This window comes from Crenothrix sp., from assembly GCF_043729335.1.
Lineage (GTDB): Bacteria > Pseudomonadota > Gammaproteobacteria > Methylococcales > Methylomonadaceae > Crenothrix.
In genome coordinates this window covers 1-23,331 of record NZ_JAYTLQ010000053.1, presented here as the reverse complement: position 1 = coordinate 23,331, position 23,331 = coordinate 1, and the positions used below count along the sequence as shown (strand labels likewise).

General features: G+C 44.8%; 21 protein-coding genes. 11 read left to right on the top strand and 10 right to left on the bottom strand.

The features are described from left to right. The 3 genes from zwf to ACHZC4_RS11715 form a co-directional block, all read left to right on the top strand. On the top strand, positions 1 to 1,215 hold a 1,215-nt coding region (gene zwf, locus ACHZC4_RS11725; RefSeq protein ID WP_394754039.1), incomplete at its 5' end, for a glucose-6-phosphate dehydrogenase. Beyond that, positions 1,200 to 2,339: a glucose-6-phosphate dehydrogenase assembly protein OpcA gene (locus ACHZC4_RS11720; RefSeq protein WP_394754038.1), complete on the top strand. Its 1,140-nt coding sequence runs from the start codon at positions 1,200 to 1,202 to the stop codon at positions 2,337 to 2,339. The genes zwf and ACHZC4_RS11720, both read left to right, overlap by 16 nt. Before the next feature lie 109 nt (positions 2,340 to 2,448). Continuing rightward, a complete protein-coding gene (locus tag ACHZC4_RS11715; protein WP_394754037.1) occupies positions 2,449 to 3,108 on the top strand; it encodes an SGNH/GDSL hydrolase family protein in 660 nt (219 codons plus the stop codon). 255 nt (positions 3,109 to 3,363) lie between these two features. Here ACHZC4_RS11715 and ACHZC4_RS11710 read toward each other — a convergent pair whose 3' ends face one another. Continuing rightward, entirely contained in the window at positions 3,364 to 3,840 is a 477-nt protein-coding gene (locus tag ACHZC4_RS11710; RefSeq protein WP_394754036.1) for a CinA family protein, read from the bottom strand. A gap of 36 nt (positions 3,841 to 3,876) precedes the next feature. On the opposite strand from ACHZC4_RS11710, the gene mutS reads away from it, so the two are divergent. Continuing rightward, positions 3,877 to 6,450, top strand: a complete 2,574-nt coding sequence (gene mutS, locus ACHZC4_RS11705) for a DNA mismatch repair protein MutS (protein ID WP_394754035.1) — start codon at positions 3,877 to 3,879, stop codon at positions 6,448 to 6,450. A 68-nt stretch (positions 6,451 to 6,518) separates the two neighbouring features. Here the strand turns inward: mutS and ACHZC4_RS11700 are convergent, their stop codons facing one another. From ACHZC4_RS11700 to rpsB, 9 genes are all read right to left on the bottom strand, one after another. Continuing rightward, positions 6,519 to 7,241, bottom strand: coding sequence for a DsbC family protein (locus ACHZC4_RS11700; protein WP_394754034.1), 723 nt, complete (start codon positions 7,239 to 7,241; stop codon positions 6,519 to 6,521). 85 nt (positions 7,242 to 7,326) lie between these two features. Beyond that, entirely contained in the window at positions 7,327 to 8,688 is a 1,362-nt protein-coding gene (gene rseP / locus ACHZC4_RS11695; protein WP_394754033.1) for an RIP metalloprotease RseP, read from the bottom strand. Beyond that, the gene (ispC, locus tag ACHZC4_RS11690) at positions 8,688 to 9,869 is read right to left on the bottom strand and encodes a 1-deoxy-D-xylulose-5-phosphate reductoisomerase (RefSeq protein WP_394754032.1); all 1,182 of its coding nucleotides are present in this window, start codon (positions 9,867 to 9,869) and stop codon (positions 8,688 to 8,690) included. The genes rseP and ispC overlap by 1 nt, the downstream gene beginning before the upstream one ends. Further along, positions 9,866 to 10,738, bottom strand: coding sequence for a phosphatidate cytidylyltransferase (locus ACHZC4_RS11685; RefSeq protein ID WP_394754031.1), 873 nt, complete (start codon positions 10,736 to 10,738; stop codon positions 9,866 to 9,868). Before ACHZC4_RS11685 ends, ispC begins: the two co-directional genes overlap by 4 nt. A gap of 20 nt (positions 10,739 to 10,758) precedes the next feature. Further along, positions 10,759 to 11,526, bottom strand: a complete 768-nt coding sequence (locus tag ACHZC4_RS11680) for an isoprenyl transferase (RefSeq protein ID WP_394754029.1) — start codon at positions 11,524 to 11,526, stop codon at positions 10,759 to 10,761. A gap of 14 nt (positions 11,527 to 11,540) precedes the next feature. Then, a complete protein-coding gene (frr, locus tag ACHZC4_RS11675) occupies positions 11,541 to 12,098 on the bottom strand; it encodes a ribosome recycling factor (RefSeq protein ID WP_394754028.1) in 558 nt (185 codons plus the stop codon). A 10-nt stretch (positions 12,099 to 12,108) separates the two neighbouring features. Then, positions 12,109 to 12,822, bottom strand: a complete 714-nt coding sequence (gene pyrH, locus ACHZC4_RS11670; protein WP_394754027.1) for a UMP kinase — start codon at positions 12,820 to 12,822, stop codon at positions 12,109 to 12,111. A 50-nt stretch (positions 12,823 to 12,872) separates the two neighbouring features. Further along, the gene (tsf, locus tag ACHZC4_RS11665) at positions 12,873 to 13,748 is read right to left on the bottom strand and encodes a translation elongation factor Ts (protein WP_394754026.1); all 876 of its coding nucleotides are present in this window, start codon (positions 13,746 to 13,748) and stop codon (positions 12,873 to 12,875) included. Positions 13,749 to 13,869: 121 nt separating this feature from the next. Continuing rightward, positions 13,870 to 14,619, bottom strand: a complete 750-nt coding sequence (gene rpsB, locus ACHZC4_RS11660) for a 30S ribosomal protein S2 (protein WP_394754025.1) — start codon at positions 14,617 to 14,619, stop codon at positions 13,870 to 13,872. 264 nt (positions 14,620 to 14,883) lie between these two features. On the opposite strand from rpsB, the gene map reads away from it, so the two are divergent. From map to ACHZC4_RS11625, 7 genes are all read left to right on the top strand, one after another. After that, positions 14,884 to 15,648 carry a type I methionyl aminopeptidase gene (gene map, locus ACHZC4_RS11655; RefSeq protein WP_394754024.1) on the top strand — a complete coding sequence of 255 codons (765 nt, stop codon included), beginning with the start codon at positions 14,884 to 14,886 and terminating at the stop codon, positions 15,646 to 15,648. Further along, positions 15,645 to 18,284, top strand: coding sequence for a [protein-PII] uridylyltransferase (gene glnD, locus ACHZC4_RS11650; RefSeq protein ID WP_394754023.1), 2,640 nt, complete (start codon positions 15,645 to 15,647; stop codon positions 18,282 to 18,284). The genes map and glnD overlap by 4 nt, the downstream gene beginning before the upstream one ends. Positions 18,285 to 18,395: 111 nt before the next feature. After that, positions 18,396 to 20,090: a tetratricopeptide repeat protein gene (locus tag ACHZC4_RS11645; RefSeq protein ID WP_394754022.1), complete on the top strand. Its 1,695-nt coding sequence runs from the start codon at positions 18,396 to 18,398 to the stop codon at positions 20,088 to 20,090. Positions 20,091 to 20,458: 368 nt separating this feature from the next. Then, positions 20,459 to 21,448: a DUF4347 domain-containing protein gene (locus ACHZC4_RS11640; RefSeq protein WP_394754021.1), complete on the top strand. Its 990-nt coding sequence runs from the start codon at positions 20,459 to 20,461 to the stop codon at positions 21,446 to 21,448. 25 nt (positions 21,449 to 21,473) lie between these two features. Next, positions 21,474 to 22,160, top strand: coding sequence for a hypothetical protein (locus ACHZC4_RS11635; RefSeq protein WP_394754020.1), 687 nt, complete (start codon positions 21,474 to 21,476; stop codon positions 22,158 to 22,160). After that, positions 22,138 to 23,067: a calcium-binding protein gene (locus ACHZC4_RS11630; RefSeq protein WP_394754019.1), complete on the top strand. Its 930-nt coding sequence runs from the start codon at positions 22,138 to 22,140 to the stop codon at positions 23,065 to 23,067. The genes ACHZC4_RS11635 and ACHZC4_RS11630 overlap by 23 nt, the downstream gene beginning before the upstream one ends. After that, positions 22,995 to 23,331 (top strand): calcium-binding protein (locus ACHZC4_RS11625; protein WP_394754040.1); only part of this gene is annotated, 337 nt, incomplete at its 3' end. The genes ACHZC4_RS11630 and ACHZC4_RS11625, both read left to right, overlap by 73 nt.

Genomic DNA, 23,331 nt, shown 5'->3' with positions numbered 1-23,331 from the left:
TTTTACTTGCGCATGGATGTGTCCAAGCCCGAGTATTACGTCACCTTGGCTGAAATGTTGAACGCGCGCCATGCCGACACGGTGGTGATGTACGTGGCCACAGCGCCGGGCTTGTTCACCACCGTGTGTGAGCAGATTGCTGCTGCGGGATTGAATAGTCCGAAAACGCGCGTCGTATTAGAGAAGCCACTGGGACACGATTTGGCGTCGAACCGCGCCATCAATGAAACCGTGCGCCGAGTTCTCACAGAAAACCAGGTGTTCCGTATCGACCATTATTTGGGTAAACCCTCGGTGCAAAACTTGTTTGCCCTGCGTTTTGGCAACGCGCTGTTTGAACCGTTGTGGCGCAGGGAAAACATCGCCAACATTCAAATCAACATTGCGGAAGACCTGGGCGTCGAGTCACGCGGTGCGTTTTACGAAAACACGGGTGCGCTGCGCGACATGGTGCAAAACCACGCGCTGCAACTGCTGTGTGCGATTGGCATGGAGCCACCCATCAACGCGCATGCGGATGCGATTCGTGATGAAAAGCTCAAGGTGCTGCGTTCGCTGAAACCCTGGACGCCTGAAACTTTGCGTCAGCATGTGATTCGCGGGCAATACAGCGCGGGCACGATTGCGGGGCAATCGGTGCCAGGCTACCGGCAAGAAACCGGCGTCAACCCCGATAGCCAGACCGAAACTTTCGTCGCCCTGCGCTGCGAGATTGCAAACTGGCGCTGGGCGGGTGTGCCGTTTTATATTCGTACCGGCAAACGCATGCCTAAACGTGCCAGCGAAATTGCTATTCAATTTAAAAGCGTACCGCCTATTTTGTTTAATGCCAATCACGATCATCCCTTAGAACCCAATGTTCTGGCGCTCAGTATTCAGCCCAATGAAGGCTTATCGTTGCGTATTGCCACCAAACTGCCCGGCACTAAATTACGCATTTTTCCAGTGAAGATGGATTTTCGTTATGGTTCCACGTTTGGCGAGCAATCACCTGAAGCCTATGAACGTTTATTGCTGGATGTCATGGCCGGTGATGCCACGCTGTTTATGCGCCGCGATGCAGTGGAATCTTCCTGGGCTTGGGTGGATAATATTCTTAATATTTGGGCCAGCAGCCGCACGCGCTGGATACCCGAATACAGCGCAGGTACCTGGGGGCCATTGGAAGCGGACCGGCTTATTGAAGCGGACAACCGTCAATGGCGGCTATTATGATTCCCGCCATTACTGCGTCTACCATTATTAATCAGCCGTTAAAACGGGTACGCATCAGTAGTATTGAAGCTGAACTGGGCATCTTGTGGGCTCAGTTTAATCGCGATAGCGGTGGCCATACGGTCATGCGTGCCTGCATGTCTAACCTCATTATCTATTGCGACACCGCTGAAGAAGCGTTGGTGGTAAGCCAGGAAATCACCGCCATTGTTGATGTACATCCGGCTAGAGTGCTTTTGCTGGTAGGCGACGGACAACCAACTGAAGGCACAATGGAAGCCCTGATTACCATCTACTACACCGCTTTGGATGAAGATTGGCAAGTCTGTGCTGAACGTATTGATGTGATTGCGTCGTCCGCCTCGGCTGATCGATTGCCATCTGTGGCACGATCACAACTCGTTGGCGATTTACCTACCGCCTTATGGTGGGTATCTAGACGTCCGCCGCCAGAAGTGGGCGATGTTTTCTTTCAACTCGCTGAACTTGCCGACCAGATTATTTACGACAATATGGGCTGGATCAATCCCATAAAAGGCGTATCGGCCATGACGCGCTGGGTGGCTGCACAGCAAAATGAGCAAGTGGTTTATAATCTGGCGTGGCGACGCTTTGCCGTATGGCGAAAACTGTTAAGTCAAATGCTGGATCCGCAAATTGCGCCAGGCGCACTTGATGGCTTGCGCGTTATTGAAATAAATCATGGCCCGCATGCTTTAGCGATGACCTGGTTATTGGTCGGTTGGCTAGCGAGCCAGCTAAAATGGCTACCTGTGGATGGCAAACAGCTGTCTAACTCAGAACTGGTGTGGAAGTTTCACAATCAGCATCATGAAATTAAGATTACCGCGAAACGCTTACCCAAAGGCGAACCTTTAATATATAAATTATTGTTAGACTGGAGTCTGCCCAAACAAGAAAACAGGTTGTGTTTTGAGCGTCTGGATAATGAGCGGATTAGTATTGTAGAAGCACTGTCTACTGTACCTGCACAGGTATTCGCGGCACACGTTCCAGATCGCGCCACATTGGTTTCGGCGCAGCTTGCCCACCGCAACCGCGATAAAATATTTGAAAATGCCTTAAAATCCGCGAATGCAATGACGGCGGTTTTTCAGTTGTGAGTCTATAATAAATATTAAATACCAACGATTAATATCTCTTAAAACGTATTGATCTTTAGCGTGTAACCTCAGACAATGGCTGAGTTTTTAGCCAGCATTACTTTTTATAATGAAACTCATCTGCTTTTTTTTATTATCTTTAACCCCGCTATCTGTGTTTGCAGGAAATAGTGCTCCAGAAAGACTATTTCTTGCGCTGGGTGATTCCTATACGATTGGTGAAAGTGTGGCAGAAGGCGCACGCTGGCCTAATCAATTAGCGGATGCCCTCAACCGAAAAGGTGTAAAAGTCGCTAAACCCAAGATTATTGCAGCGACTGGATGGCGCACGGATGATCTAAAAGATGCCCTGAGCAGTGAAGCGCTAAAAAATGAATATGATCTGGTGTCCCTTTTAATTGGTGTGAACAATCAATACCGGGGCAAATCTGTAGATGACTATGCCATAGAATTTGAAGACTTATTGTTAACGGTAATTCAATTGGCCAAAGGCAAAAAAGAAAACGTCTTTGTTGTTTCGATTCCAGACTACGGATTTACGCCTTTTGGGGAATCCGAGCAACAAGACATTTCAAAAGAGATTGATACCTTCAATGCTATTAATCATGTGATTACCCAGAAGCATGCCATCAATTATATTGATATTACCGATATTTCAAGGGAGGGCTTAAAGGACACCAGCTTGCTTGCCGATGATGGTCTTCATCCCTCACGAAAAATGTATGGTTTGTGGACAGAGCGAATGACAATGGCATTAAATATTCGTTAAGTAAACCTATGGTTAACGGAGTGCCGGGGTATCCAGTACTTAGTCAATGTAGTTTTGTCGGATGTACACAAGACCACGACAGAACAAAATTGTGGATTCGCCGCTAAGCAATCCGCCACAATACGTCTACTGGACATTGGCATTGAGCGTTGATTGGCGGTTTGCTAATGTGAAACCACCCACGAGTTACTCCACACTACGCACAAGTCTGGCACAGCTTGCCAAACATATCTCAGTTCTTTCTTCAATGCTCCGCTATAAAACCATACCTTCCAATGCTATCCACACAGTCTGCCGCCTAACATCTTGCCGATCCCCATCAAATTTTTTGCGTACAACAACCGCCTCCCGATTACGCCACTGCCAGGCAATAAAAACCGTGCCCACCGGTTTCTCCAACGTGCCACCATCCGGCCCTGCAATGCCAGTTACCGCAATCGCACAACCGGCATTGCTGTGCGCCAATGCGCCGGATACCATCTGCGTGGCAGTCTCTGCACTCACCGCCCCGTATTGTTGCAAGGTTTCTGGCTTAACTCCCAACAGGTCAATCTTGGCCTGATTGCTGTAAGTGACAAATCCCCGGTCAAACCACGCCGAACTTCCCGCTACCTCGGTAAGCGTTGCGGCAATCAACCCACCCGTACACGACTCAGCAAGCGCAATAGTCGTGCCCTGCGCTACTAAAAACTGCCCTACCCTTTGGGCTAAAACAAATAATTCTTTATCCATGATGGTGACTCGTAAGACTTCAGATAAAATAGTACCATGAATAAAGACATCACATCCGCCACTCCGCACACCCCAATGATGCAGCAATATTTCCGCATCAAGGCCGACCATCCCGACACCCTGCTGTTCTACCGTATGGGCGATTTTTACGAATTGTTCTTCGATGATGCCAAAAAGGCTGCACAACTGCTGGATATTACCCTCACCAGTCGCGGCAACTCCCAAGGTGCACCGATTGCAATGGCCGGAATTCCCTATCACGTCGCCGAAAGCTATCTCGCCAAGTTACTGCGACAAGGCCAATCGGTAGCGATATGCGAACAAATCGGCGATCCGGCCAGCTCCAAAGGCCCAGTGGAACGCAAGGTAGTACGTGTTGTCACCCCCGGCACGGTAACCGATGAAGCCTTACTGGAAGAGCGCAAAGACAACTTGCTGGCTGCCGTGTGTGTGCTGGATAACACTCAATACGGCATTGCCCATCTGGATGTCACCAGCGGTCGTTTTGTATTGCAACAAGTTTATTCGGATAATCAATTGTTCAGCGAGATTGAACGGCTTAATCCCGCCGAATTATTGTTCAGTGAAGACTGGCCATTACCTGCCGATTTAAAACGTCGCGCCGGATTGTGCAGAAGAGCACCGTGGCATTTTGAACCGGAAAGTGCCAGACAACAAGTGCTAAAACAGTTTAACACCCTGGATTTAAAAGGCTTTGGCTGTGACAATCTGCCTGCCGCCATAGCCTCTGCTGGTGCTTTGCTGCATTATATAAAAGATACCCAGCAAAGCGCCCTGCCACATATTCAGGGGATATGCACCGAAAGCAGTGATGACACTATTTTATTGGATGCTGCAAGCCGCCGTAATCTGGAGCTGGATTTTCACCCATCAGGACAGTTGCAATACACCGTGCTGGGCGTGTTGGATAAATCAATAACCGCAATGGGCAGCCGGTGTTTGCGGCGCTGGCTTAACAGGCCGCTGCGCAGTCACGATGTGCTCAACAAACGTTATAGCTGCATGGATAGCTTGATCGAATCAAAAGCTTATCGGGACATACAAACCACGCTGCGCTCAGTGGGTGACATTGAACGCATCAGTTCACGTATTGCCTTAAAATCGGCACGGCCACGTGATTTATGGGTGTTGCGTCAAACACTGGCAGCATTGCCGGATTTAAACACAACACTGTCCGCAACGGAGAACGCAGAGCTTGTGTGGCTGAGCGAGCAGATAGGTGAGCATCCGAAGATATTAACGCTGTTACAAACGGCCATTGTCGATAATCCACCCGTATTGATACGCGACGGCGGCGTAATTGCCCCCGGTTACAACGCCGAGCTGGATGATTTAAGAAACCTGAGCCAAAATGCCGATCAGTTCCTGATTGATATGGAAAACCGCGAAAGAGCCGCGACCGGTATTTCGACACTAAAAGTCAACTATAACCGCGTACACGGCTACTACATTGAAGCCTCGCATCTGCATACCGAAAAGATTCCCGCCCATTATCAGCGCAAACAAACATTGAAAGGTGCGGAACGTTATATTACCGAAGAGCTAAAAGACTTTGAAGATAAAGTGCTCAGTGCCAAAGATAAATCATTAAGCTTTGAAAAAGCCTTGTACGAAGCTTTGCTCAATCATCTTGCCTATGCGTTGGAAGCGCTACAACGCTGCGCGGCAGCTTTGGCGGAACTGGATGTATTGGCTACCTTTGCCGAACGTGCCGAAACTTTAAATCTGTCGCAACCCACATTAACCCACAAAGTAGGCTTACAAATTGAGCGCGGCCGGCATCTGGTCGTCGAACAAGTGTCGGATGTTCCGTTTGTTGCCAATGATGTGTGTTTTTCCAATCAGCGCCGCATGTTGATGGTAACCGGCCCCAATATGGGCGGTAAATCAACTTATATGCGTCAAACTGCGCTTATTGTGCTGTTGGCACACATCGGCTGTTACGTGCCAGCCAAATCTTTTACCTGTGGGCCTATCGATAAGATTTTTACCCGCATTGGCGCGTCGGATGATTTGGCCAGTGGGCGCTCAACCTTTATGGTGGAAATGTCGGAAACCGCCAATATTTTGCACAATGCAACGTCAAAAAGTCTGGTTTTAATGGACGAAATTGGCCGTGGTACCAGTACCTTCGATGGCTTATCGTTAGCATGGGCGTGTGCAGATCATCTCGCTAAAGAAATCAAAGCCTTTACCTTATTTGCGACGCACTATTTTGAGTTAACCACCTTGGCCAGCGAACAAAAAAATATCCATAACGTACATTTGGATGCCATGGAACACGGTGACAAGATTATTTTTTTACATGCGGTAAAAGATGGGCCTGCTAGCCAGAGTTATGGTTTGCAAGTAGCCGCGTTAGCGGGTGTACCGCATTGCGTGATTGATAATGCCAAGACAAAATTACGGCATTTGGAAGACACGGTAACGCTGGAAAAACACAGTGCTGCAAATGGTTTTAACCAATTGGATTTGTTTTTATCGAATTCTGAACATCCGGTTATTAGCTTACTTGAAGATATCAAACCGGACGAACTAAGTCCTAAACAGGCATTGGAATTGCTTTACAAGCTTAAAGCGCTAAGCTAAAAAGGCACTTATGGAATGGGTAAAGACGCAAAGTTTTGCGTCTTTACGTAAGCGATACCTAACAACAGCTATTTTATTTTGCTCTCTTCTTCTAACGCTTCGACCAATTGTTTTGCCGGTAAATAACCTGGGAAAATATTGCCTTTTGCGGTGACGATCATGGGCGTACCTTTGGCATCAAAATCGCTAGCCAATTGCATGTGCTCGTCAATCGGATTATCACAGGTTTTCATGTCAATTTTCTGATCTTTTTTAGCGGCTGTTAATGCCGCATTGCGATCTTTAGCGCACCACACGGCGACCGCTTTATTATAAGAATCAGATCCTTTGCCAGCTCTTGGGAAAAGCAAATACTGAATTGTAATGCCTTGAGCCATGTATTGATCGATTTCCGAATGCAATTTACGGCAATAGCCACAATCAATGTCAGTAAATATGGATACCGTATACTTAGCAATTTTAGGCTTAAAAATAATCATATTATCTTTGCCGATTTTATCAAGTGCCTTTAAACGGCTACCGCTTAATTTTTCTTCGGTTAAATCTTTGCGTGCAGCAACATCAATCAATTTACCTTGTAACAAATACTTGCCATCGTCAGAGACATAAAATATATTTGCACCGACCATGACTTCGTAAAGCCCCTTAACTTCAGAGGGCTTAACAGATTCAATTTTTGCTTCCGGCATAGAGCTTGCCAGGGCTTTTCTGATTGCAGCTTCATCAGCATGGGCAATCGGCTGAGCCAGTGCTAATACGGATAAAACCGCTAGGTTAATAAGTTTTTTCATGAATTTCTCAGTGAGTTTTAAATTTAAGTGTGCGATTAGAACAGGGACGATGTCTTTTCTGTGATTTTACAAAGCAAGCCTAATGTTAATCAAATAATCGTTGTACATCCAGCACCATTGCCAATATCATCAGCGACACCAGTAAAGTCATGCCTATCTGTTGAAAGAAAAGTTGCACGCGATCTGAAACCGGCTGACCTTTGATACCTTCAACTGCAAAAAACAGCAAATGTCCACCATCCAAAACAGGTATGGGTAGTAAATTTAATACACCCAAGCTGACGCTGACCAAAGCCATAAACTTTATAAAATGTACCAACCCCATGCTGGCAGACTGCCCTGCATACTGAGCAATGCTGATAGGACCACTCAAGTTTTCCACGGATGCTTTGCCAATGAGCATTTTTCCCATCATTTTTAGCGTGGTAAAAGAATAATAATAGGTGGTTTTCAGTGCAGCGGGTATGGCTGCGAGGGGCGAAAGCTTGTATTCAGCAGTCAGTGATTTTAGCAGGCCTTCCGGCACGAAAACAGTTGCCCCAATTTGCCCTTCAGTTTTATTACCGGCAGGTATGCTTTTAGGAATAACCGTAAATTCCGCACGCGTGCCCTTGCGTTCAATCACTATATTAATAGCAGTACCGGGATGTTCTTTTACATAGGTGACCCATTGCATCCATTCTTCGATGGGTTTGGCATCGGCACTGATAATTAAGTCATTTTTTTGTAAACCGGCTGCAAACGCTGATCCATCCGGAAGCACGTCGCCTATTATAGGCTTTAGTTTTGGCGACCACGGCTTAAGCCCTAAGCGTTTATAGAAAAAGTCCGGGCTTTGGGTATCATCCTCTGATACCGTTATTTTTCGGGTACTTTGCAACTGATTGGCATCTTTTACGGTAACGCTAATGTCCTGATCGCCATCCAATGCCTTGGAAATAAGCACACCCATGGCTTCAGACCATGTCGGTGTTTCTTTATCCCCTATGGCAATGATTTCCTCACCTTCAACAAAACCGGATTGCGCAGCGATACTTCCCAGCTCAACCTTACCTAGAATGGGTTTCATACCGGTTTCACCGATAACCAGGACGCTCCAAAAAAACACCACTGCCAGCGCTAAATTAAACATAGGCCCCGCTGCTACTATCGCCGTTCTTACGGGCAAAGATTGCCTATTAAAGGCAAAAGGTAAGTCTTCTTTTTTGACTTCACCTTCCCGTTCATCAACCATTTTAACGTAGCCGCCTAACGGGATAGCCGATAAGACATATTCTGTGCTATCAGGTGCTTTTTGGTAAGACCATAATATTTTCCCAAATCCCACCGAAAAACGGATGACTTTAACACCGCATTTACGCGCGACCCAAAAATGGCCAAATTCGTGAAAGGAAACCAATATGCCAATGGCAACAATGAAATAGAAAACAGTATGCAATAAATCCATTAACGTAGCTCAGCAATGATTTTTTGGGATGCCACCCTGGCCTGCTGGTCGACAGCCAGAATAACATCCAGCGTATCGGCACAGGTTGCGTCAAACTTATTCATACAAGTTTCAATAACAATAGGAATGTCGGTAAAACGAATCTGGGCGTCTAGAAAAGACTCTACCGCTATTTCGTTAGCGGCATTTAACACGGTTGGCATAATACCCCCTGCTGCGATGGCTTTATACGCGAGCCGCAAACACGGAAAACGTTCCATATTGGGTTCTTCAAAATCCATGCGCCCTATTTCGAAAATATTTAAAGGCTTCGCACCCGATTCAAAACGCTCTGGCCAAGCCAACGCATGGGCAATGGGTATGCGCATATCCGGATTACCTAATTGCGCTAACACAGTGCCGTCAACATAATCCACCATTGAATGAATAACACTTTGCGGGTGTATGACTACTTGAATTTGCTCGGGTTCCATTGCAAACAGCAAACAGGCTTCAATCATTTCTAGGCCTTTGTTCATCATGGTGGCGGAATCTACAGAAATCTTCTTGCCCATGGCCCAGTTAGGATGCGCTACAGCTTGCTCAGGGGTAACCTGCGCCATTTGCTCAATAGGCATTTGCCTAAAAGGGCCACCAGAGGCGGTTAACAAAATGCGTCTAACCTGTTTTTCGGATGCGCCCGTTTTATAATGGGCAGGCATACATTGAAAGATAGCATTATGTTCGCTATCTATAGGCAGTAACTGTGCGCCTGATTCGCTCACCGCCTGCATAAAAATATCACCGGACATGACCAGAGCTTCTTTATTAGCCAGCAATACCGTTTTGCCGGCTTTTGCGGCCGCTAAGCTGGGCAGCAAACCTGCCGCTCCGACAATGGCGGCCATCACTGAATCGACATTCTCAAGTGTAGCCACTTGCTCCAGCGCATGCGCGCCCGATAAGACTTTAATGTCAGCAATAGCGGTGCTTTTAAGTTTACTTTTAAAAAGCGCGGCTTTGCTTTCATTAACCACAACCGCATATTCGGGCCGATGTTGCAAACATTGATCAAACAAAGTGTCGATATTGTTATTGGCCGTTAATGCAATCACTTTATACAGGTCTTGATGCCGGGCAATGACATCTAAGGTGCTAACACCAATTGATCCGGTTGCACCCAGGATGCAGATACCCTTCATGGCATTGCCCTATAGATGAGATAAATTCCCGCATAAAAGAAAGGCACGGCTGCGATTAAACTATCAAGCCGGTCTAAAATTCCACCATGACCTGGCAAAATAGCACCGGTATCTTTTACGCCACGTTGACGCTTAACCACACTGAAAAATAAATCCCCGTAGATTGAAATCAGTACAGTAACGACTGACAGCAACACAAAGTCCATAATGAAAACGATATTAAACTGGAAAATCAGGCCGAATACTACCGCACACATTGCAGCCGCAGCTAATGCCCCATACATACCGGCAATGGTTTTACCGGGGCTAATTTCTGGTGATAACTTGGTGGTACCATATTTTTTTCCGACAAAATAAGCTGAAATATCCGCGCCCCAAATCAGAATAAAGAAATATAAGGTCATTTCGGGGGCGTTCAGTATTCTTAATCGGGTCAAAAACATCCACGCCGAAAACAATATAAATGCGCCCAGCAATACCTTGTTGCGTGGTTTTAACTGAAGATTAAGCACGCTTTTAGGTGCGTTTCTAATTAAAACCATGGTCAGTATCCAAAATAATACCGGCGGTACTACTAGCCATTCAATGATACCGGAATAATCCCTGATAGCAGGCAGGTCAGCTGTTAGGGACACGAGTTCGAGAATTTGTGTCCAAAAATGTATGACTAACATAGGTAAAATTAACAACAATAGAAACAATACCCGTTTAAACACGTTGGTTATTTCTATAAGGTTAGTCCATTCCCACGCACCCAAAAGCATTATCAGAGCAAAAATCAATGAAAAATAATCGGTTGGCAATTTAAATATGGCCAGTACAATTAATGGAATGAGGATTGCTGCCGTTATAATTCGCTGTAATAACATGCTATTAGTTCACATTTAAGTTATAGGGTAACTGATTTGTTGCGGACTTGTTCACTGGTATGCCCAAAACGTCGTTCGCGCATTTTAAAGCTTTTAATCGCTTCTGCCAGTGAATGTTGATCAAAGTCCGGCCATAAGGTCGGTGTAAAATAGAGCTCCGTATAGGCTAATTGCCACAGTAAATAATTACTGATACGCTGCTCACCACCGGTTCTGATAAATAAATCGGGCTCTGGCAAATCGGCTGTCGTGAGATATTGGCTGACCAGCTGCGGGTTAATATCTTCAATCGCTAAAGCGCCAGTAGCCAGCTGTGTGGCGACTTGCTGAAAAGCTTGGCACATGTCCCAGCGTCCACCATAATTTACCGCAATCACTAAGGTTAATGCCGTATTGTCCTTGGTTACCGCTTCTCCTTCGGTCATTTTCTCTTGTAATCTTTCTGAAAATAACGATCGGTCGCCGATAAACTTTAAACGAATATCGTTGCGTTGAAGCTTACTGATTTCACGGCCAAGGGTTGCCATAAACAGATCCATTAGCAGTGACACTTCATCCTGGGGACGACGCCAGTTTTCACTGCTAAACGCAAATAACGTCAACACCTCAATATTGTGCGTCGCACAATATTCAACAATTTTCCTAACCGCCTTCACGCCCGCCTGATGGCCAATAGCGCGTGGCATAAAACGCTTTTGTGCCCAGCGACCATTACCATCCATAATAATGGCGATATGACGTGGATTATCATTTTTCGACCCTGATGGATCAATATCATCAGCCGACATTGTTTAGTTCCTCTCTAAATCGAAAGTAAATCGGCCTCTTTTGCGTCCAACAATTTTTCCACATCTTTTATATATTGATCAGTTAATTTTTGAATTTTTTCTTCGCCAGCGTGTGCGTCATCTTCAGAAATCTTTTTTTCCTTTAAAGCTTCTTTTATTTCCGAATTCGCATCGCGACGAATATTTCTGATGGCGACACGACCATTTTCAGCTTCATGCTTGACTACTTTAACGAGACTACGACGGCGTTCTTCTGTTAACGAAGGCAGTGGAATACGAATCACCATACCATTAGTAGCCGGATTTAAACCTAAATCTGATTTTAAAATGGCTTTTTCGATAACGCTCACCATGTTTTTTTCCCATGGCGTAATAGTCAATGTGCGTGCATCTTCAACAGCAACATTGGCTACTTGAGAAATTGCTGTGTCTGTACCGTAATAAGATACATTAATTTGGTCTAAAAGACTCGGATGCGCGCGCCCCGTTCTTATTTTTGAAAACTCATGCTTCAACGCATCGATGCTTTTGCCCATGCGCGTTGTCGCACTGAGATGAATATCATTAATCATTGTGTGTTCCTCATTGAATAAGCGAGCCGATGTTTTCACCGAGCATTAATCGCATTACCGCGCCTTGTTCAAAAATATTCATGACACGCATGGCTATGTGATTATCCCTGCACAATACCAGAGCCGTGGTATCCATCACGTTAAGACGTTGATCCAATGCCTCGTTATAGGTTAATTGAGGATAAAAAACAGCATCTTTTACTTTTTCAGGATCAGCCGAATAAACGCCTTTTACTTTAGTGGCTTTAATCATGAGATCGGCTTTGATTTCAACGGCTCTAAGACTGGCTGCTGAGTCTGTGGTAAAAAATGGATTGCCGGTGCCGGCCGCAAAGATGACGACGCGGCCTTTTTCTAAATGACGAATGGCACGGCGCTGGATGTAATCCTCGCAAACCTGGTTGATTTTTAATGCCGACATAACTCTAACGGGTTGGCCGTGTTTTTCCAAGGCATCTTGCATAGCCAGCGCATTAATAACAGTGGCCAGCATACCCATGTGATCGCTAGATACTCTGTCCATACCTTGCGCGGCCCTTTCTGAGCCGCGCAGGATATTGCCGCCACCAATGACCAAACCTACCTGAATATTAATATCACATAAAGCTTTAATCTCGGCAGCCAAGCGATTAAGAATATCAGCGTCAATATTGCTGCCGCCTTGACTCATGAGCGCTTCACCACTCAACTTAAGTAAAATTCTTTGGCAAATTGGTTTAGTCATAGCTTTGGATTCCGTGGGTTAGCAATAAAGGCACTGTCTTAAAAGGAGAATTAGCTACCTCTGACTTGAGCCATTACTTCTTCAGCAAAATTTTCCACTTTCTTTTCAATGCCTTCACCAACTTGCAAACGCGCAAAACGAACAACGCTATTGCCTTTTGATTCCAACAACTTAGCGATAGTCATTTTGTCGTCTTTGATATAAGGTTGGCCGACTAACGTAATTTCTGCCAAAAATTTTCTAATTTGCCCGGCTACCATTTTTTCAATAATTTCCGGAGGCTTACCGCTTTCGACAGATTGCGCAATAAATATTTGTTTTTCTTTCTCGATGACATCTGCTGAAACTTTGTCATCAGAAACGACAACAGGTTTACTAGCTGCAATGTGCATGGCAATATCTTTGCCTAATTCGCTGTCAGCCGTCGTCAATTCCACAATAACGCCAATGGTATTGCCATGTAAATAACAACCAACACCGCCTTGGGTTTTGTAGGTTTCAAAACGTCTGATGGTAATGTTTTCGCCTAGTTTAGAGATCAAACCACGACGCACTTCATCAACAGTCACCCCATTTAGAGATGCCGCTAACAGTTGCTCATCAGTTTCAATATTTGAAGACAATAACACCGGCAACAAGCTGTTAACAAAATCGACAAAATCTGGCGATTTAGCCACGAAATCAGTTTCGCAATTTACATCAACAATGGCCACTGATTTTCCGTCATCACTGACTTTAACGCCCACAATGCCTTCTGCAGCAATACGATCCGACTTTTTATCTGCTTTAGCCAAACCCGATTTACGCATGTTTTCAATAGCTAATTCCATGTCACCATCGGTTTCAACTAAAGCTTTCTTACATTCCATCATGCCAGAACCCGTTCTTTCACGAAGTTCCTTAACCATGCCGGCACTAATACCCATTCTTTTTTCCTCAATAGATAGATTGATTACTATAAAAACGCCCCCGTGAGGAGGCGTTTTTTAGCTCACTAGATAATTGTTAATTCGCAAAACTTAATACTTACGAAACAGATGCAGCAAGTTACTCAGCAGCAGTTGCTGCACTTTCCTCAACGAAATCATCGGATTTTGCTGAAAAGTCCAACGCAGATGATTTGGCTTCCATTACCGCAGCCGATACGCTTTCGCAATACAGTTTTACTGCGCGTATGGAGTCATCGTTACCTGGAATAACGTAATCGATTAGCTCTGGAGAGTTATTGGAGTCTACAATCCCCACGACAGGAATACCTAATTTTTTGGCTTCGCTGATCGCATTTTTTTCATAGCCAACATCAAGTACGAAAATAACGTCCGGAATCCCTCTCATGTCCTTAATGCCACCAAGACTACGTTCCAGCTTTTCCATTTCGCGCTCCATACCCAGCGCTTCTTTTTTGCCAAAACGCTGATAAAGCGTACCATCGGCTTTCATAGCTTCCAATTCTTTAAGGCGGCTAATTGATTTTTTGATGGTTTTAAAATTGGTCATCATGCCACCCAACCAGCGGTGGTTGACGTAAGGCATACCGCAACGCGTTGCTTCTTCAGCAACTGTTTTACGTGCCGATTTTTTGGTGCCTACAAACAAAATAGTGCCTTTGTTCGCGGTCGTCTGACTCAAATAATTCATAGCGTCATTAAACATTGGAAGCGTTTTTTCCAAATTGATGATATGGATCTTGTTACGGGAACCGAACAAATAGGTTTCCATTTTCGGGTTCCAGTAACGTGTTTGGTGCCCAAAATGCACACCCGCTTCAAGCATTTGACGCATAGATACTGCTGACATGTGTTCTCCTAAGATTTTAAGTCGGGATCTGACCCGACAGGGTTAAGCCTCCACTTATCCCGTTCAGTAACCAACCCGAAAACGGGCTAGCACCCTACCAAACGTGACGATAAGCGTGAGTATTTTTTGTTAAAACAACTTGCCTTTATACCATAATAAGCTTTTTACAACAAGCCAATCTCTGTTAAACTCGGATGATCAAACAGCGCTATTAGCTGAATTAATTGCTGGTAAACTCAAAGGAAACGACTTGTCATTGCATCTATGAGCATTATTATTAAAACCGAAACTGAAATCGAAAAAATGCGTGTTGCCGGCAAATTGGCAGCGGATGTTCTGGACATGATTGCACCTTACGTTGTGCCGGGCGTTACTACAAATCAACTTGATAAACTCTGTCACGATTTCATTGTTGATGTGCAACAGGCTATCCCTGCCCCGCTAAATTACCACGGCTTTCCAAAATCCATTTGCACCTCTGTCAACCATACGGTTTGTCACGGTATTCCTAGCGAAAAAAAACTAAAATCTGGCGACATTGTTAACATTGATATCACCGTTATCAAAGATGACTACCACGGTGACACCAGCAAAATGTTTTTTGTTGGCGATGTTAATCCCCATGCCCAGCGCTTGGTAAATATAACGCGCGAATCCATGTTTTTGGGCATACAACAGGTACGCCCAGGTGCGCGACTAGGTGATATTGGCCATGCCATACAACACTATGCCGAAGCTAATCGTTATTCGGTGGTTCGGGATTTTTGCGGCCACGGCATTGGTAAACAATTTCATGAGCCACCGCATGTTTTGCATTATGGCAAAATCGGCGAAGGCGAAGAGCTGGAAGCTGGCATGATTATCACTATTGAACCCATGCTTAACCTTGGCAAGCGCCATGTCAAAACCTTAGGTGATGGCTGGACGGCAGTGACCAAAGATCACAGCCTTTCTGCGCAATGGGAGCACACTATTTTAGTGACACCTACGGGCTACGAAATTTTAACTTTGCGTCCAGAAGAACTGTGAATAAAGCTAACGAACACATTACGGCTGCCTTATTTGATGACAGGAACAGTATTCAGCAATTTCGGCTGCTAATAAAGTACAAAGATGATGAATTGCGGCAAAAATTTGATCCTCATCAGTCAGTATTAAAACTACTGATTGAAAAAACGGCATTCATCGATAAAATCCTTAGTGTGTGCTGGCAGCATTTCCTCGGCGAACACGCGCAACAACTGTGTTTGTGCGCCGTTGGCGGTTACGGCCGAAGAGAATTATTTCCTTATTCGGACATAGATATTGTTGGATTGTTGCCCTCCGATGATATTTCTGTTCATGAGGCGTTAGCAAGTTTCTTTACTTTTCTGTGGGATATCGGCTTAAAACCAGGCCACAGCGTACGAACCATTCCCGAATGTATCGAAATAGCAAAGCACGACCAAACCATCATGACCAGCCTGATGGAAAACAGATTGATCATTGGCAATACTCTCCTGTATAAAACATTCCGATCCCAGATTACCCCCGACAAAATTTGGCCCTCTGACCAATTTTTTGCCGCAAAAATGGAAGAGCAGCGTTTACGCTACGCCAAGTTTCATGATACCGCCTACAACCTTGAGCCCAATGTAAAAGAAGGCCCAGGAGGCCTGCGTGACCGTCAAGTTATCGCGTGGGTATTCAAGCGCCATTACAATTCGGCAACACTTCAGGAATTGATTAAATATGGCTTCTTACCGGAATCGGAATACGCCGAACTGGTTGCTGCACTTGAAGTGCTGTGGCGTATTCGCTATGCACTGCATCTGTTAACAAAGCGTGCCGAAGACCGGCTTATTTTTGATTATCAGCGCGACCTGGCTGAACAATTTGGCTTTAAAGCAGAAAATCAGCACTATAATCAAGATGTCGAACAGTTTATGCAGTTTTACTTTAAAACGGTGCAAGGACTTGAGCGTCTCAATGAAATGCTCTTGCAATTGTTTCACGAGCGCTTTGTTACCGGCGAAACTGCCCGTATGGCTCAAGCTTTCAATGATAAATTTGTCACCGTCAATGGTTATCTTGAAGCCATAGATGAGCGTGTTTTCGAACGCCACCCCTCGGCGTTGCTGGAAGTTTTTCTTACTTTGCAACAAAACACGGCGCTAAAAGGCATTAGGGCGACAACCATACGCTTGATTCGCAAAAACCTGCACTTAATTGATCAACCATTTCGTGAAAACAAACTGCACAACCATTTGTTTGTGGAGATATTTCGTCAGCCCCACGGGTTAACCACGCAGTTGCGCCGCATGAACCGTTATGGCGTGTTGGCGGCTTATTTGCCCACTTTTGCCAATATTGTGGCGCGTATGCAATACGATCTGTTCCACATCTACACGGTTGATGAGCATACCTTGTTTGTCATCCGTAATTTACGGCGTTTTTCGCTGGAAAAACACCGCCATGAACTGCCATTCTGTAACGATATTTGCCTGTTGACCACCAAACCGGAAATCCTGTATTTTGCCGCCTTGTTTCATGACATTGCCAAAGGCAAAAATGGCGATCATTCCACTCTCGGTGAAGTTATTGCCAAAGAATTTTGCAGACAACATGATTTGTCTTCGCATGACACTAAACTCATAACCTGGCTGGTGCAGAACCACTTGATCATGTCTACCACCGCACAACGCAAAGACATTGGCGATCCTGATATTATTCACGAATTCGCGCAAAAAGTAGGTAGCATTGAATACTTGAATCACCTATACCTGCTTACGGTAGCGGATATTCGCGCCACTAATCCAGAGCTGTGGAATTCATGGAAAGATGTTTTGCTCAAAGAGTTATATACGCTAACCCACAAAGCACTGCGTAAAGGCTTGCAAAATCCAATCGCTATGGCAGATCGCTTGCTGGAAAATAAAAAAGAAGCCAAAGAGGAGCTGCTTAAGCTGGGTCTTTCTGAGCCGGTGATTGATAACGCTTGGCAACACACCAGCGATGACTATTTTTTACGCTATTCTGCTGATGAAATCGCCTGGCATACCATGGCTATCGCTTCCTCTACGGAAGAGGATCTACCTTTAGTGCTGTTACGCGTGCAAACCCGACGTGGCAGCGCCGAAGTGTTTGTATACGCCCATGATGAAGGCGGCATATTTTCAATCAGCACGGCAACGTTGGATCAGCTTGGGCTTAGCATTGTAGATGCTAGAATTATTACCACCTTGGATAATTATGTCCTTAATAGTTTTCAAGTACTTGAACAATCCGGCGAACCGCTCAATGAAGCTTTTAGAGAAGCGCATATTTGCACAACGCTGCGTCATAATTTGCTGCACAAGGTAGTAAAACAACATACCAATATTCACCGCTTATCACGACAAGCCAAGTACTTCCCGATTCCGACGCAAATTTTATTTCACCGTGAGCCGTTAAACCGCTATACCGTGCTGGAATTGATTACCACAGACTATGCCGGTTTATTGTCCAGAATTGGCCAGGCTTTTATACAAGAAGGCATCAATCTGCACAGCGCTAAAATTACCACTATCGGTAGTCGGGCAGAAGATATGTTTTACATCACCGATCAGCAATTGCATCCCATCGATGATCCTGTCAAACAGGAGCAGCTGCGTAAAGCCATTTTAAGTATATTGGATGTGGGGTAGATTTTTAATGCGCCACTTTATAAAGCATTAAATCAGCTAGAGGGCAAAAAGATGACTAGACTTAATACACTATTTGCACGCCAGTAATATGATTTAATTAGGATACTCTCGATGAAAAATAAAAAAAACAAGTTAAGCAATAATTTTGCTTTAGTAATGCTAGGCTTACTCTCTTCAAGTTCTTTGAGCTTTGCAGCCAACTTTGATGCACTTGAACAATCGCAGAGTAGCTTTGATAGCCTGGAACAAAGCTTGCCCGAAAATGCAGCTGGTAAACCGTCGATTTTGAATTCATTGCAACAATCAGAAGTCGACAGCAAAAAAGACCGCTATTTTGCTGTGTTGAATTTGCTTAAGCAAAACAAACTCAATGAGGCCAGCACTAAAATTGACGCACTGCTGAAACAATCACCTAACGAATCGCAATTTCATAATTTACAAGCCTTATTGGAGATGCTTAAAAAGAATCCTGCCGGTGCTCAACAAAGTTATCAAAAAGCTGTAGACCTGGATAAAAGCAATCTTGCCGCCCAGCTTGGACTTGCCAAACTAGCTTTAGATGCGGGCGAGTTAAATAAAGCCAAGGATTATGCCGACAAAGTGTTGGCCGTAAATAACAAACTGGCCAGCGTTTATCTTATGTTGGCCAATATCGCCTATAAGCAGAAAAATACCGCTGAGGTGGAGCGTATTCTTCAAGATGGACATGAAAAAGTTAAGGGCAATCTTGACCAGGAAATTGAGCTGGTTAATACACTGGGGCGTCTTTACGTTTTGCAAAAGCAACCCGAAAAATTACTTGTCCTGGTTGATGATATGGTCAAACGCCACAATGGCGATACGCGTGCGCTATCTGTACTTGCAGGCGCTCAAATCGTAAATACCCAGACTGATCTGGCCGAACAAACTCTAAAACAAATCATCAAGCAAAATAAGAGCGATATTAATCATCGTTTGCTATTAATCAAAGTAATCAGCGAGAAGCCTGAAAAAGAAAAAGAAGTTCTGCAAATTCTTGAGGAGACATCAAAAATTGATGCTAATAATCCGCAAGCTGATGTTTATAAAGCCGCTTACTTTATTAAGTTAAAACGTAATCCAGAAGCATTGGCTGTTGCTGAAAATATAGAAAAAAAATTCCCTAAGTTAGCCATTGGTAAATTACTTAAAGGCGATGTATTTTTGTCGGACAAACAATGGGATAAAGCCGTTGAACAGTACCAAAAAGTGTACAAAATTGAACCAAACACGCAGGTCTTATTTAAAATAGCAGACATTCTGCAATCGCAAAACAAACTGCCGGAAGCCATTACGCTATTGGATGCAGAATCTATAAAAGATAATGCTAATCCGGCGATTCACTTTAAATTGGCAACGCTTTATCAACAGCAAAATAATTTAAGTCAAGCGCAGCTACATTATGAAGCTATCTTGAATCAGCAAGCAGATAATCCCCTCGCTTTAAATAATTTGGCCTGGCTGTATTCTCAGCAAAATAACCCAAAGTCTTTGGAGTTGGCTAAAAAAGCCTACGCTTTGGCGCCAGATGCGCCAGCTATCAACGATACCTACGGTTATGTTTTATTAAAACAAGGCCAAACTAAAGAGGCGTTAAACATCCTCGAAAAAGCCACGGTTGCCGCACCCAAAGACAACGATATGCAATTTCATTTGGCACAGGCTCATGTTGCCAATGATGGGAAGCAAAAAGCCATTGAAATATTAGAAAATATTACAAAATCAGAACAGGATTTTTCTGAGAAAAGTGCAGCCCAAAAATTATTGGGTCAATTGAAAGCTAATTGATAGTGTTTTTCAAGTTATCAAAATAAGCGGGTTGCTTGAAAAAGTAATTTTAAGATAAAAAAGGCCTGATACCAAAAGCATCAGGCCTTTTTTAATGCACCAAACCCATTAAGCGCATGAGCCAAACGCATACAACTACCTAAATTCATTTAACCATTATTACCCTTTGTCTTTTTGACAGGGACTTTCACCCTGAAAAAAACGGCATGTTTCTCTTGCTACACTAACGCCTTAACTCCCTTGTATTGAAGTGCTTCTGAACTATGCTTTAAACCGTTCCGGCGGTTTTGTCGACTTTGCAGTTATTAAAGTTGGTTACCCCGTGTATTTCACATAAACCCTAAATTTTAGGGATGGGGATTAACCTAATGAGCAGCAACCTCGTAATCCGTCAAGACGCTTCTATAGATCAAATTATTGCCCCAATTACTGATGTCGGGGATTTCCGCAATGAAATTATTTTTGTTGATGCCGGTGTGGAGGATGCTTCGAGTTTGTTGGCGGGGATTCCATCCAGCACCCGAGTTGTTTGGCTTGATGCCACACGAGATGGGGTAAAGCAGATTGCTGAAGCGTTGATTGGGCAGAGTAACGTGGATGCGATCCACATTGTGTCTCATGGTGATGCTGGCCGTTTGTTATTGGGATCGTCTACGCTGAGCGGTGAAAACCTAGTTGATTATGCGGATGATTTGAAGCAGATTGGCAGTGCGCTAAGTGAGCAGGGTGATTTGTTGCTGTATGGCTGCAATGTGGCGCAAGGCGAAGCAGGCACTCATTTTATCCAGTCTTTGGCACAGCTTACTGGAGCGGATGTGGCCGCTTCGGATGATTTGACTGGCCACGACGGTGATTGGTTATTAGAAGCACAAACAGGTTCAATCGAAATTTCATCGTTAAACGAAAATATTTCTTATCAGCACAATTTGGCTTATACCAGCACGGCATTGGATTTTTCCGCGATAGACAGGAACATGTGGGGTTCTGGCACTGCGTTAAATCTTGACGTTACGTGGGATGACCTTTTATATACAGACAGCATTTCGCAATCTTTTTCCGGTTATGGTTTTTCTGGGACGGCAGACTTGGCAGTTAACGCTGGCTTGGTCGCTCATCTAACCGGTTCAGCAGGTGATATAGATTTGAATTATGGCGTATCTGTCAATGTCCTCACACCTGATATCGTTAAATCGGGTGACTATTTTATTGTTGATACCTCTTCCTGGAGTTTGACGAACGGTCTATTAAAATCATTGGGCCCCGATGTTGCATTTAACTTAGACTTTTTGTTCAACGTCAATGCGGGGTTGAATAACCTGCAATATGATCCCCCCCCTATTCGCGCCCATTCAATTTGACGACATAAACGTTGTATCCGTAAATTTGGATCAAAATCTATTTTCCATTGGTGCTGGTAATGCTTCTTTTAATCTGTCTGGAACGTATGGTGGCATTAGTTTTTCTATTCCTAGTGCAGTTTCAACCAATAGCGGGTTACAAACAGGTTATCAATCGCTGGCATCTTTGAGTTCTTTTGGAACCTCATCCACCCCATTAGGTAATCTTAACCTGGATTTGGACGCTATAGCACAAACGGTTTTTACTTATCCGCCAATGGAATATAAATACAACCTTCAAGATTACATTAAAACAGATTTAACACAGTATGGTATAGAAGCCAATGTTGATTTAACGGTGATTGATATAGATGCCAATATCAATGCCTCTGTCGCGCAACAATTTACCTTTACCCCGACGGACATAACCGTTGATCTTACCTCCAGCACTGGGGATCACCTTTCGGGTCAATTGGGTGAACAGTTTTTGTTTTCAACCCCTGAAACGGGTAATGGTAATGTCACGATCAACGCCACCTATACCATTGATGGCGTGTTAAGAAACCAAACTGGATTGGTGTTGAGTGCATCGTTGGATATTAAAGCTTTAGACTTGGGCATTAAGGCTAATTTAGCAGGTTACGGGTTAGATTGGTCACCTTTTGGTGGCCCTTTGATACAAGGTTCGTTACCCAACGGTGGTCTATTGCTTGGTTCGCCTTTGTATTTATGACCATTCGTTCAATTGGGACAATTTTGGTAGCCAAACAGCAAGCTATACCGTGGCGTATTCGGAAACTGCGGCAACTGGCGGCTATTTAACATCTGATAAAAATTTAATCACTACAAATACAACTATTTTGGGGACTCCAGAGGCAGATCTCCTGTTTGGCAATGGCCAGGACAATACCATCAAAGGTTTTGCGGGTGATGATTTTATTTCGGGTGGTGCTGGCAACGACACCATTATGGCCGGTGATGGTAACGATTCCGTTTATAGTGGTGATGGTGACGACAATGTAGATGGAGGAGAGAGTAACAATACAATAAACACGGGTTATGGCAACGATGTTATTGTTGCAGGTGATGGCTATGACATTGTTAATTCAGGTTCCGGCAACGACAGCATTGATGTCGGGCGAGGCTGGGCGAATGTGGACGGTGGTGCGGGCGTTGACACCCTGACGTTTGACCTGAGCAATGCAGATGCACCACACTCGCTGTTTTATACCATCGGTGGTAATGGGTATGCGGCGGGTGACTCATACGAACAATTGCATCAGGCACTTGTTGGGGCGACAGCTTTCGGGGTTTACGGTTATTTTAATGTACAGTACCACAACGTCGAGGCGGTTAACTGGACCGCAGGGTTAGGGAACGATTTGCTCATCTACCAGGGCGGCAGCCATTACGACGGCGGCACGGGCAACGACACGTTCTATGCCGACTTCTCAGGCACCACGCAGGTAGTTAACTGGAACGTAGACACTAATACGTTTAGCACAGTCAACGGTATGGCCGTTACTAACGTTGAGCGCCTCCTGCTGGCCACGGGTTCAGGAACGATATCATCAAAGCGTTTAACGGCGGGCTTTCTCACCACGTCGAGACAGGGGCGGGCAACGACACGGTTGACCTAGGCGCAGGCAGCGACGAAGTGCTGGCTGGTGACGGCAACGACAACATAAAAACTGGGGATGGCTATGACACCGTGACCGCAGGCTCCGGGAACGACAGCATTGATGTCGGATTAGGCGGTGCTGTGGTGGATGGCGGCGCGGGAATTGACACCCTGACGTTTGACCTGGGCGATACAGTAAAAAACCTATATTATGGCATGTCAACCACGCTCGGAAACTACGGTATAAGTTACTGGTATTTGTCTTCATTTGAAGAGTTGCGCT

What these genes read in the sequence shown, in the direction of transcription:
- mutS (WP_394754035.1), top strand. Translation starts at nt 3,877, where the DNA reads ATGAATAAAGACATCACATCCGCCACTCCGCACACCCCAATGATGCAG.
- ACHZC4_RS11645 (WP_394754022.1), top strand. Translation starts at nt 18,396, where the DNA reads ATGAAAAATAAAAAAAACAAGTTAAGCAATAATTTTGCTTTAGTAATG.
- ACHZC4_RS11685 (WP_394754031.1), bottom strand. Translation starts at nt 10,738, where the DNA reads ATGTTATTACAGCGAATTATAACGGCAGCAATCCTCATTCCATTAATT.
- rpsB (WP_394754025.1), bottom strand. Translation starts at nt 14,619, where the DNA reads ATGTCAGCAGTATCTATGCGTCAAATGCTTGAAGCGGGTGTGCATTTT.
- tsf (WP_394754026.1), bottom strand. Translation starts at nt 13,748, where the DNA reads ATGGGTATTAGTGCCGGCATGGTTAAGGAACTTCGTGAAAGAACGGGT.
- ACHZC4_RS11720 (WP_394754038.1), top strand. Translation starts at nt 1,200, where the DNA reads ATGGCGGCTATTATGATTCCCGCCATTACTGCGTCTACCATTATTAAT.
- map (WP_394754024.1), top strand. Translation starts at nt 14,884, where the DNA reads ATGAGCATTATTATTAAAACCGAAACTGAAATCGAAAAAATGCGTGTT.
- rseP (WP_394754033.1), bottom strand. Translation starts at nt 8,688, where the DNA reads ATGGATTTATTGCATACTGTTTTCTATTTCATTGTTGCCATTGGCATA.
- ACHZC4_RS11640 (WP_394754021.1), top strand. Translation starts at nt 20,459, where the DNA reads ATGAGCAGCAACCTCGTAATCCGTCAAGACGCTTCTATAGATCAAATT.
- ACHZC4_RS11715 (WP_394754037.1), top strand. Translation starts at nt 2,449, where the DNA reads ATGAAACTCATCTGCTTTTTTTTATTATCTTTAACCCCGCTATCTGTG.
- ACHZC4_RS11680 (WP_394754029.1), bottom strand. Translation starts at nt 11,526, where the DNA reads ATGTCGGCTGATGATATTGATCCATCAGGGTCGAAAAATGATAATCCA.
- frr (WP_394754028.1), bottom strand. Translation starts at nt 12,098, where the DNA reads ATGATTAATGATATTCATCTCAGTGCGACAACGCGCATGGGCAAAAGC.
- ACHZC4_RS11710 (WP_394754036.1), bottom strand. Translation starts at nt 3,840, where the DNA reads ATGGATAAAGAATTATTTGTTTTAGCCCAAAGGGTAGGGCAGTTTTTA.
- ispC (WP_394754032.1), bottom strand. Translation starts at nt 9,869, where the DNA reads ATGAAGGGTATCTGCATCCTGGGTGCAACCGGATCAATTGGTGTTAGC.
- pyrH (WP_394754027.1), bottom strand. Translation starts at nt 12,822, where the DNA reads ATGACTAAACCAATTTGCCAAAGAATTTTACTTAAGTTGAGTGGTGAA.
- ACHZC4_RS11700 (WP_394754034.1), bottom strand. Translation starts at nt 7,241, where the DNA reads ATGAAAAAACTTATTAACCTAGCGGTTTTATCCGTATTAGCACTGGCT.